Raw genomic sequence first — 11,219 nt, 5'->3', positions numbered from 1 at the left:
CTCCGATTAGGCGGCACAGCTTTCTTGCAAGCTGCCAGATATGTTTGCATGCGGGGCAAACTAAGGGCGACCACAAGGGTCGCTCCTGCTTAGGCTTTTACTTCTTCCTGTGGCTCCTTGAGCAACTCCATGGCTTTCTCTACCATTTTCTTAGAACCTACAAAGAAAGGCGTTCGCTGATGAAGTGACGTAGGCTTGACGTTCAAGATTCGTTGATACCCATCTGTCGCTACTCCTCCTGCCTGCTCTGCCAAAAATGCCAATGCATTACACTCATACAACAATCTCAACTTTCCTTGCTCATACTTCTCCGTCGCAGGATAAATATAAATCCCTCCTTTTAGCAGGTTTCGATGAAAATCACCCACCAAAGAACCGATATAACGCCCTGAATACTCTTGATCTTTACAGTGCTTAAGATACGCCTTTACTCCCTCAGGAAAGGTATTATAAGCTCCTTCATTGATTGAAAATATTTTTCCATCTTCCTTCATTTTCATTTTAGGATGGGAAAGGAAATACTCCCCTAAAGATGGCTCATACGTAAAACCATTTACTCCGTAGCCGGTAGAGTATACCAACATGGTAGAAGATCCATACAATACATAACCCGCCGCTACTTGTTCAGTACCTTCCTGCAACATATCAGCCTCTGTAGGTGAGGATCCAATAGGGGAACGACGACGATAGATAGAAAAAATGGTTCCGACTAATACGTTTACATCAATATTAGAGGAACCATCCAAAGGGTCTATCGTTACTATATATTTTGCGTGTTTGTTACCTGTTTCAATAATGTGATCGCATTCTTCCGAAACAATTCCGCAGGTTTCACCTCCTTTGGATAAGGCCCGGGTAAAACGCACATCTGCTACCACATCGAGTTTTTGCTGTGCTTCACCCTGTACATTTTCTGTACCTGAAGCACCTTCAATGCCTGCAAGCCCTGCCCGATTGATTTCCCTGTTAATAATCTTGGAAGCAAGTGCTATATCCCGCAGCAACTGTGATAACTCTCCGGTAGCATACGGAAATTGTTCTTGCTTTTGTGCAATGAAACGGTCTAGTGTTGTCCCTACTGGGGCGGTTAAATCTCCTAACATAAATGTAATTAGATAGTATATGAAAATTTGATTGGTCAAAACAAATTAACTAAGAATTTTCATATTTACGCAACCGGTTGCTATAATTCCATAAAAAAAACCGGCATCCTCTTTCAAGAATACCGGTACACACATCACAAAAGTATGAATTAACTCTTTACTTTTATCTTATTCACTTTTTTCGGCAGCTTCCTTTGCTTCTGACTCTGCCAAACGTTGCTCTAATATTTCAATTCTTGCCTTTAGCATTTCCATCTCCTCTTTATCAGCAGGAGACTCTGCTCGGCTAAATGCCTTTGTCAATCGATCGCTGATTAATCTCAATTGCTCTTCCACCTCCATTTTCTTGTTCTCAGTGGTGCTCATTAACTCTCTCACGATCTTCTTACCCTCTTCCTCTGAAATACGTTCTTCAGCAATCATTGCATCAATTACTTCTTTAACTTTTTCGGCCGTAAAAGCTGCTAAGCCTACGCCTGTGTAGATGAATTTTTTGATTAGAGTTTCCATTATTGGGTCTATTATGGGGTGAAAAATATGGATTGATTACTCCTGAGAGTTTCTATTCCCCTCAGTAACAAAGGTAAAAAACCTTTAATGAATGAACAATCACTTTACATTATTTTTAATTGTAATCTTTCAATAATACATACGAAATCCTATACAGAAAGATACAACTATTTCGTATTTATTTTGGATGGTCTCTTACTAAGCATATAAAGTAATCCCAGTCCAGGAATATACAATAACAGGGTAGTCAAATCACCAAAAAACCTTTTCACTAGCCCTTTACGTTTCAAAGGGAATGTTCTCCCCTCTGCCTTTAGGGATTTCCATAGTTCAATTTGCTGTTCATACCCCTCTGGCCACCTTCCTTCTTGCTGTAGTTGCTGCTTCTCTTTCAAGTACCAAGCATGGTGCTCTTTCATAATCATACACCAATTTAATGGATTAAAGCGCCAAAGGATACTCCACTGCTGTTTGCATTCTTTCCAGAAATCCTTCCACTGGAAAGGATGTGTTCCATGGGCTGCTACAGAATCGTTCAAATGGGCTTGCATATGATCCTGAAACTGATCTCTCAACTGTTGAATTTCTTCTTCTGTAACTTGTTCTAATGCACGGCCATCTACCAACTCATATGGTTTGAACGGTGCCCCTTTTACAAAAGTCAATTTCGCTGGAAACCCAAAATAAAAGAACCAAGGCTGAAAAGGCACGACCAACAACGCTAGCCCTATAGGCAAAAAAGGAATGCCTAGCTTTTGCGCCAACCGATTGACCCAATCCATACTATAGCTATAAGGGTTAATATACTCTCCATTTACAGTAGCAATTGGTACGATAGGTGTTTTATGCTTAATACTCATACGAATCGTTGAGGAAGCCAATCGCCTTAATTTGTATTTCTTATCAAACCCCTTCCCTATACCCGGTACACCTTCCGGATAGATCAAAACCTGACTATCCTTGGTATGCATTAAAGAATCGTAGTTTATCAATGTCGCGTCTACGCCTCCCAGTTTTTTCCAAAAATCAGGAATCAGGAAAGGGCTCATAATAGGCGCTAATGAAAGTGCAGGAGAAGCTAACACTCTAGCCGCTTTTTTTAAATTGTAATCACTCCGTTCAAAAAAGGAAGAAGCAAGGGCTATAGCATCCCAAGGAAATGCCATCCCCGAATGGTTACTCGCATAAATCAAGGGAACATCTTCACCAACACGCTCAGGTTGTTCTTCAAAACCAATAAATTTGACGCGGAAATAATGACTATTCAAGTGGGTCAGAACAGATGTCGTGATGCTATACGCATACCCTGCATCAAACATCGTATGGAGATTATCAATATTCTCCATCACCTCTTGCTCATTGTAGACTCTAAACTTCTTCTTTGCCTTCATAAATTTAGTGGAATCATTCATTCCCTGATCTTGTATTTTTGATGAAACAGCGACAGCTGAAGATGTAGGATGTTTTGCTTGCATAGTATGATTAATGGGCTAAGGATAAAGAATCTGTATCGCAGCTTACACGTAAAAAAGTTTTCGCTTTTTACATATACTCAATAAAAATAAAAACCTAGAAGGTAATTTCTAGGTTTTTTACTGTTTATACTAATTATTCTTTCAATCAATTGGGAATTTCATCCCCTATTATTCTACTCAGGACAATATTTCATATATTGCTATAAGTGAATACCTATTATTGGTTTGCAGCCATAAAAATGCTGGTATTTTCTGTAACGAAGTCGTAAAAGGCCAAATTGAAGAGCATAAGTACTCCCAATAATACTACTGCAGATACCAATCCTCTTACAATACTCATATGAGCCAAAAAAGAACGATAGCAACGAATCAGGATAGCTAGGGTTGATACGATCAAGTAGACTTTGAATAACAAATCAATGGATTCCATATTCATAGCGGGTTAGTTTTTAAGTATATATCAATATACATACTCTACCACTGAATCACATATAGGCTTTCTTCTCCGTAACATCTATTAATACAATAGCACAGCATTTTTACAGGCAAGAGTCAATAATATTCATAACGCAACAACACATATAAAATAAATTCTATTTCAAACCAACAAAAACATGAATACCAACACGGCTACAACTATTGAGCAACAAAAAGCACAGGAACAATTCCGCAAGAAAATGCTCAACAAAAGTGTCTTTCGCACTTTCACCCTAACGCAAGTACCTCTGGGGTATTTGGCAGGCATGAAGCTAAACAGCCTAGACCTACACACCTGCTCTACTAGCATGAAGTACAAATGGATTAATAAAAACCCTTTTAAGTCCATGTATTTTGCGGCTCAAAGTATGGCAGCAGAACTCTCTACTGCGGCACTTTGCATGTTAGGTATACAAGGGTATGCTCCTTCAGTTGCTTTTATCATTATTGGTATGGAAGCAACATTTCCTAAAAAAGCCACAGGAAAGGTAACCTTCACTTGTGAAGATGGGGATGCCATTATGGAGTGTATCCAAAAAGCGATTGATACAGGAGAGGCTTCTACTATAAAAACGAAAACCGTAGGAAGAATGGAAGATGGTACGGTCGTGTCGGAGTTTTTCTTTACTTGGTCGTTTAAGCAACGAAAGTCTAAATAAAAAAACATGAGTCACCCCCCTAAATGTTAATATGGGGTGACTCATCTATATAGCGTGAAAAGATGTTTGGAGCTTATTTCTCAAATACCATTTTGTGGTCTCCATCTTGATGGATAAGCTCTAACATTCCATCAGAAGTCATTCGATAAGAAGAAACTTTTTCAATAAACTTGATATATTTCTCCTCTTCCCCCGGGTTCATAGGCATTTTTCTGGTCACTGCCATGGCACCGTTCAAAGACAAGCCTTTCTTCCCCTCTCTCGTGAACACCCCCATATAATTATTAAAAACCTGTCCTGCAAAACGCAATGTACCGTCTTCCAAGGTTTCAATGTGTAACACGGGTTCTACTCCTTCTCCTGGCTCTGTCTTGTCTCCACTTTTAATCTCCTCATAGTATGCAAAAGTCCAATCTCCATCAATTGCTGATGGTTTCATTTCCTGAGAGGAATTATCTGTGGCTTTTTTGCTTCCTGCACATGCAAACACAAGGAATGCTATTGCTAAAATAAATAGTTGTTTCATAGTGGCTGCTTTTAATTCAATGATAGTAATACCTCAAGATAAAAACGATCCACTCCAACTCGCAATGATATTTACTGCTTCTCTTTAGAATCTTTATGTACAATTGTTTCCATGATCGATAACAGAATATAGGTAATCACGATCATTGGAATGGCTAATACCTTGAACAGTACAATAAAGACACACGACAACCCCAACAAGACAAATCGGAATTCATTTTTCTTCCACCCAAATGTTTTAAACTTCATGGCTATCAATGGCAACTCTGACACCAGCAAGAACGACATAACAATCGCTACCCCTGCTAATAGCCAAGGGTTATACACTAAAGGAGCATAAGCTGGGTTTACTTCTGCGATGACAGGAAGTGAACCAAACAACAGCGCATTGGCTGGAGTAGGTACTCCAATAAAACGATCAGACTGCCTTGTATCCACATTGAACTTTGCCAACCTCAAAGCGGAGAACGCTGGAATAAGCAATGCGACATACGGAAAGTATGGATGAGGAGCTTCTTTCAATAACAAATGATAGGCGATCATCCCCGGCAACACACCAAAAGAAACCATATCGGCCAAAGAATCTAACTCCTTACCTATAGGTGAAGCCACCTTCAAGAGACGTGCGGCAAAACCATCAAAAAAATCAAATATAGCTCCGAGCAACATTAATGCTGCCGCCATGACTAAATCTCCTTGAAAACAAAAAATAATACCTACTGTACCTGACAATACATTGCCGGTGGTCAATGCATTAGGAATATGCTTCTTAATCATAATTCACGGTGATGTTCAAACATCAATTATCTCAAAAAATAAATTATCCCTTCACAAATGGATTAGACACTTTCTCTTTTCCGATCGTAGTGGTTGGGCCATGTCCACAGTATACTCGTGTATTATCAGGCAATACATAAAACTGTGTTTGAATACTATTCAACAACGTTTGATGATCACCTCCCGGTAAGTCCGTACGCCCTATGCTTCCATGAAACAGTACATCTCCTCCGATAAGAAAACTTTGGGCTTCGCTATAGAATGCCAAATGTCCCGGAGAGTGCCCAGGTACAAATAAAATCTTAAGGGAAGAGTCGCCAAAAGTAAGTGTCCCCTCTTGAGGTAAATAATGGTCTGCTTCCACCTCCTGAAAGCCTTGCATCCCCCACATCTGAGCTTGCATAGCTCCTCGCTCCAATAACTCACGTTCTCCATCAGGAGAATATAAAGGCACTTCAAATGTTGTTTTTGCAAAATAGTTTCCAAAGATATGGTCAATATGGCAATGGGTATTGACGATCTTCTCAATTTGTATGCCTTTCATATCAATAAAAGCTTTCAGCTGTTGCTCTTCATAAGGCTCCATACATCCGGGATCAATAATGATTCCTTTGTTTGTATCATCATAAAGGACATAAGTATTCTCAGCAAAAGCTCCGAACTCAAATGATTCTATATATATCATAAACAATTAAGATTAATATTTAAGGAACAAATATAGATATTTCATAAGTCTATCATTCCATAAGCCTATCTTTTTACCTCAATGATTTACTAATTTAGTAATGCGATTTATTATTTTTGTCCTATGAAGAAGACTTACGATTATATGATCGCCGGGCAAGGGATTGCCGGCACCACACTTGCTTATACTTTATTACGAAAAGGGCACTCTGTACTCTTATTTGATAAATATAACCCATTCAGTTCATCCAGAATGGCCGGTGGTATCGTAAATCCTATCACTGGTAGAAAAATGATCAAAACGTGGATGGCAGACACACTATTTGATAAGTTGCATAGTTTCTATCCTGAAATGGAAGAATTCCTAGGAAAACGTTTCTTCTACCCTATCAACATTTTTTTTCCCTTTGAGAGTCAGGAAAAGCAAACGGATTGGATGAGCGCCAGTGCTGACGAGAAATATGAAAATTATATTGTTGATTTTCATGCTGACGGTATCTACCAAGAGGTGAATCAAGCTTATGGAGGTATGGAGGTGCAACGTTCCGGTTTTTTAGAGGTAGTTCCTTTTTTGGAAGCTTTTAAAAAGTATATGGAAACCAATGGAGATTTTGTTGAACAGAAGCTTGAAGCAAAGGACCTAACCCTTACCGAAAAGGGGGTAATCTGGAATGATATACAAGCCAAAAAAGTAATCTTTGCCGAAGGTGCCAATAACCCTGACAACCCTTATTTCAACTGGCTTGACTTTAGAAATGTGAAAGGGGAAGTATTAATGGTGAAATTCAAGAATGCCCGTTTTAACCATATCATCAACCGCAATGGCTTTATTATCCCTATCGATCAGGAAGGAACTTGTAAAGTTGGCGCGACTTATGAATACCATCAATTGGATAATACCCCAACAGAAAAAGGTAAAGAGCAACTCTTAGAAAAGCTACACGCCCTCTGCAACGATGAATATGAAATCCTAGATCATTGGGCAGGCATTCGTCCTGCCACTTATGATCGCCGTCCCTTTATAGGGCTACATCATGAATATCCTCAAGTGGGGATTTTTAATGGACTTGGCACTAAAGGCGTCTCTTTGGCTCCTTATTTTGCTGAACACTTTTATCATTACCTTGAAAATGGTGAACCTCTCATGCCTGAAATAGATTTTCAGCGACAACTTCGTAGAAAAAAAGGCGGTAGAGGTAAGAAGTAAAAGGTAAAAGGTAAAAAGTTGTATCTTAAAGCTGATCTGTAGAGGTAACCAAAAGGGCACCTCTAGCCACTTACTTATATATCACCTGCGTTGGGGCGACCACAGGGGATGTACTACCTTTTTCTTTGGTCCGGGCAACCACAAGGGGCGCCCCTACCTTTTACCTTTTACCTTTTACCTTTTACCTTTTAAATATGAGACTACTCTATTGCTTATTACTATCCGGAATCTATCTCGTCTCTTGTTCTCAATTACCTAAAAAGTCACAAACACAGGAGCCAATCATTATGACTGAAGCTAAACCTTTTGTAAGTCAGATGATTGAAAAAGACACAGTATACTACAATTCCTCCTTCAGTTTTAAAACAACCTTTCCTACGATACTGCAACAAGAAACGCTCAGTGATAATACAGAAGGAGCTGAATTTACGGATGGTACAGCACACTTAGTATTGTGGGGCTCTCTTGGTACGACTACGGATGTTCAAAATCTCTTTGAAAAAGTGTCTTCCAAAACACTAGAGCAATACAGCATAATTCCTTCCAAATACTCCTGGCAACCAGAACTGAAGAAGCTTTATTTTCAAGAAGCGCTACTTTCTGAAATACGACAAGATAGTATCTTATATCATCAAGCCACCCCCCTATTCTTTGTACTTTCAGGTTATACGTCCGAGAAGAATGTTTTTTACCAAAGGACGGAGCAATTTATGAACTACTATGTGAGCTTTAAACTCACCTATCCTTTGACGTCTAAAGTTCACTATGACTCTCTTGTTGATCAGATTAAGTTAGAACCTTATCTACCTACTCCTTAAACTTATGTTGTTTAATTGAGCTTTGCTCGTTCATATTGTTTGGTTGATTAAAACTTCTTTGACCAACGCTATAACTATCCTGACTCAACTCAACACACTATACGATTTATTCCACTAATTCACCAAAGGGGAAACTAGTGGATTGATTGCTAAATAAACTTATAGCTAAGTAGTACTTTCAAACGGTTTAAGGAAGAAGGAGAAAGGATTAATAATCAATCATACTCCAGAAGCTTCTATTCCTTTATCCTTTTAATACTTATACCTGACAAGTCCAAGATAAGCGCTCGTGAACTATGACGTTATTAGTTTCTTTTTACTATTGACACTCTTCGATTCTTTAGCCTTCCATCTTTTGTCGTATTAGATGCAATAGGTCTCTCCTGCCCCCATCCTTTCGTCGTCATTCTATCCGCAGGGACTCCAACATTCACCAACGCCTCTTTTACCGCAGCAGCTCTCGCCTGTGAAAGTCTTTTATTATTTTCTGGAGTACCTACATTATCGGTATGCCCCTCAATACTAATTTTAAGTGAAGGAGCTTTCTTCAAAAAGCGAGCTACCTCCCGAATGTTTAGGTAAGAGTCATCTGTCAATTCTGCACTACCCGAAGCAAAACCTATATATAAATCCAAACTTCCCTTTTTCTCAATCAAAGCTAGCATATCTTCTGCTGTCTCTGCCTCCTGTAGTTTCTTCTTGGTCATTATAGAAATCGAATAACCTTCTCCTTCCTTATAAGTTTCTACTAAACACCATATCTCAGCCCCTCTACTTTTAATATAATAACCAGCCGCATCCTCATTCTTGTAAATTTCTTCTCCACTATAGCGCCTAACGACCTCCGAAAACTGATTCATGATTTTTTGCTTTCGGTAATTATTTCCGCTGGAAGTCGACGGTTTATTTTTTAGCTCATAAGCCACATATTCCTTGTTACCAGTGATAGTTGTCAGCTCTACTTCACTTAATGGAAATTCAATTTTATCAAACTTCTCCTCTGTATACACTAATTCATATTCTCCTAAAGGCATCAACAAAGGATTACTTCTTACATTTTGAGCATGGACCGGAGCCATAAACTCTACAAAAGTATATAGAAATAACGCCAGTATCCGGTAATAAGCTGTTTTCATTCTCATAAAAAATACTTTGATATAATGTGATGAAGTTCAATCTATGAATCTATGACCTGAATATAGGCCCTATCACATTATTAGAACGGTAGGTATTAAAAAATATTTCGACCCTAAAAACAGAAGTAAAAAAAAGGCAGTTTCATCATTTGAAGCATAAAGTGTAGACATTTATCATGAATAAAAAATTTCTACACCCTACACTTCTACACCTCTTGAGCTTACTAGAAATGCTCCTCTACCATCATCAAAAACTCTTTGGTAGTATCCTCTGTTAGATCCCACTCATACTTTCTCGCAAAATTATTTCGAATATGCTTGATCGCCTCTGAGTATGTATTACTTTCATCAATTAAGCGAATCGCATTTACCAATTCTGTTTTGCTGTTATTAAATAACTTTTCAGTAAAATAGAAACGCTGATTTAAAGCAATTCGACTACCGAAAGATCCCTTAAATCGATCCTTCAACGTTTTTTGTCTTGAAGGATGATCCATCTCTGGCCAAACCGTCTTCTCCTGCTTCTGCTCTTGAGTCCAATCGGTCACTGCCGCTTCTTCTATGGTTTTGGCTATCGCACTTTGTATAGTATCTGCCACTACAGGCTTTACTTCTTGAGCTGTGTTTATAAAAGGACGCTCTGTCTCCTCTTGAATCTCCTTGGTAAAATGATGCTCCGGTTCTTCTCTATACCCCACCACTTCTTCCTGTGTCTGTACCGGAGTTTCCACTTTTGTAGTCGATAGCGTCCCTTCAGGTTCCTCAACAGGCTCATCCACTATTGGGATAAACTGAGCCTCGGTAGTGTAATCAGAAGTTGTTGGTTCAGGTGTTTCCTCCTGTACAATTTCTTTGGGTTTTTCTAAAGGTGCCGTTTTATTGGAAACATTTGCAATATTCCCCCCTGCTGTTACATTACTGAATTTACGTCCAGTCAAGCCTACAAAATCTAATGGGTTCGCTGCTTTCTTTTCTTGCTGTTGAATGAAGAGCTCTTCTTTTTTCAATGGTACTATTTCTCCTAAAATAGCCAGCAACTCTTCCAACTGAGACTCATCACTATTATACTTTTCACAAATACCTAATGATAAAGTAATCGCCTCTTCCTGACCTATACGATCACCTACCGTAGTACGGATTTCGTGAATAATCTCTTGTGCCAAGGAAGCGTATACTCTGAAGTAAGCAAATAATGGAGTAAGGTATCCTTCTACCGGAATCTCCTCACTAAGATTCTCAAAAAATTGCTCAAAATATGTTTTAGGAGATAACCCCAACATAAGGGTATCATAGACAGCCTGTTTTAACAAAGGCTCAAAGTATACTCGCTTGATTGATATGTTCTTTGATAGTATTTCCATCAATCCAAGTAACGCCTCTTGCACATCTTCACTTTCATAGTCGAAATATGGAAGTTGCACCCTCACAGCCTCTTTTTGCCATGTTTCAAAGATCTTGCTAATGACAAATAAATTGACCTGCTCCACAGGTGTTACAGACATCAAGTCCTCCCCTTTGATAAGGTCTTTTTCTGAAAAAATTATCTCACACACCTTGGTTGCAAACTTTGATGAATAAGTATGCAACATCTCTATATTAAACGGTTGGCTCATACGGTAACACTTAAATTCCTTGTATTCACTAAGACAATTCTGATAGACTCCACATCTACTTTCCTTTGAAGATCTTTTCACACACTCCAACAATAATGGTGCCCCAAGGGAAGTAAACACTTTGTTCACTACTCCAAATCTCAATCCTAAATATAGGATATAAACGATTGAAACTACAATCTAATTATTAATTGATTCCAATGATTCAGCAAAAAATGTGTTATTTTTACGTCCT

Annotated in this window: 12 protein-coding genes; 3 read left to right on the top strand and 9 right to left on the bottom strand. The window is 38.7% G+C overall.

The window, feature by feature from the left end; translation table 11 throughout:
* Positions 1-89 precede the first annotated feature (89 nt).
* From fbp to ABD985_RS12040, 4 genes are all read right to left on the bottom strand, one after another.
* Positions 90-1,103 carry a class 1 fructose-bisphosphatase gene (gene fbp / locus ABD985_RS12055; protein ID WP_345372068.1) on the bottom strand — a complete coding sequence of 338 codons (1,014 nt, stop codon included), beginning with the start codon at positions 1,101-1,103 and terminating at the stop codon, positions 90-92.
* Between the two features lie 168 nt (positions 1,104-1,271).
* Positions 1,272-1,613, bottom strand: coding sequence for a phasin family protein (locus ABD985_RS12050; RefSeq protein WP_345372066.1), 342 nt, complete (start codon positions 1,611-1,613; stop codon positions 1,272-1,274).
* Between the two features lie 167 nt (positions 1,614-1,780).
* Positions 1,781-3,088 carry a 1-acyl-sn-glycerol-3-phosphate acyltransferase gene (locus tag ABD985_RS12045; protein ID WP_345372064.1) on the bottom strand — a complete coding sequence of 436 codons (1,308 nt, stop codon included), beginning with the start codon at positions 3,086-3,088 and terminating at the stop codon, positions 1,781-1,783.
* 217 nt (positions 3,089-3,305) lie between these two features.
* Entirely contained in the window at positions 3,306-3,524 is a 219-nt protein-coding gene (locus tag ABD985_RS12040; protein WP_345372062.1) for a hypothetical protein, read from the bottom strand.
* Between the two features lie 178 nt (positions 3,525-3,702).
* Between ABD985_RS12040 and ABD985_RS12035 the strand changes: the two genes are divergently transcribed.
* Positions 3,703-4,224 carry a DUF4442 domain-containing protein gene (locus tag ABD985_RS12035; protein ID WP_345372060.1) on the top strand — a complete coding sequence of 174 codons (522 nt, stop codon included), beginning with the start codon at positions 3,703-3,705 and terminating at the stop codon, positions 4,222-4,224.
* A 73-nt stretch (positions 4,225-4,297) separates the two neighbouring features.
* Here the strand turns inward: ABD985_RS12035 and ABD985_RS12030 are convergent, their stop codons facing one another.
* The 3 genes from ABD985_RS12030 to ABD985_RS12020 form a co-directional block, all read right to left on the bottom strand.
* Positions 4,298-4,750: an META domain-containing protein gene (locus tag ABD985_RS12030; protein ID WP_345372058.1), complete on the bottom strand. Its 453-nt coding sequence runs from the start codon at positions 4,748-4,750 to the stop codon at positions 4,298-4,300.
* A gap of 71 nt (positions 4,751-4,821) precedes the next feature.
* Positions 4,822-5,526, bottom strand: a complete 705-nt coding sequence (gene pssA / locus ABD985_RS12025) for a CDP-diacylglycerol--serine O-phosphatidyltransferase (protein ID WP_345372056.1) — start codon at positions 5,524-5,526, stop codon at positions 4,822-4,824.
* Between the two features lie 43 nt (positions 5,527-5,569).
* A complete protein-coding gene (locus tag ABD985_RS12020; protein WP_345372054.1) occupies positions 5,570-6,211 on the bottom strand; it encodes an MBL fold metallo-hydrolase in 642 nt (213 codons plus the stop codon).
* 123 nt (positions 6,212-6,334) lie between these two features.
* Here ABD985_RS12020 and ABD985_RS12015 point away from each other — a divergent pair, with 123 nt between their 5' ends.
* Entirely contained in the window at positions 6,335-7,417 is a 1,083-nt protein-coding gene (locus tag ABD985_RS12015) for an NAD(P)/FAD-dependent oxidoreductase (RefSeq protein WP_345372052.1), read from the top strand.
* Between the two features lie 194 nt (positions 7,418-7,611).
* Positions 7,612-8,235, top strand: coding sequence for a hypothetical protein (locus tag ABD985_RS12010; protein WP_345372050.1), 624 nt, complete (start codon positions 7,612-7,614; stop codon positions 8,233-8,235).
* A 305-nt stretch (positions 8,236-8,540) separates the two neighbouring features.
* Here the strand turns inward: ABD985_RS12010 and ABD985_RS12005 are convergent, their stop codons facing one another.
* Positions 8,541-9,377, bottom strand: a complete 837-nt coding sequence (locus ABD985_RS12005) for an OmpA family protein (RefSeq protein ID WP_345372048.1) — start codon at positions 9,375-9,377, stop codon at positions 8,541-8,543.
* 218 nt (positions 9,378-9,595) lie between these two features.
* A complete protein-coding gene (locus ABD985_RS12000; RefSeq protein WP_345372046.1) occupies positions 9,596-10,984 on the bottom strand; it encodes a hypothetical protein in 1,389 nt (462 codons plus the stop codon).
* Positions 10,985-11,219 lie beyond the last annotated feature (235 nt).

The organism is Algivirga pacifica (genome assembly GCF_039543525.1).
Lineage (GTDB): Bacteria > Bacteroidota > Bacteroidia > Cytophagales > Flammeovirgaceae > Algivirga > Algivirga pacifica.
This window is presented reverse-complemented; position numbering and strand designations above follow the sequence as displayed.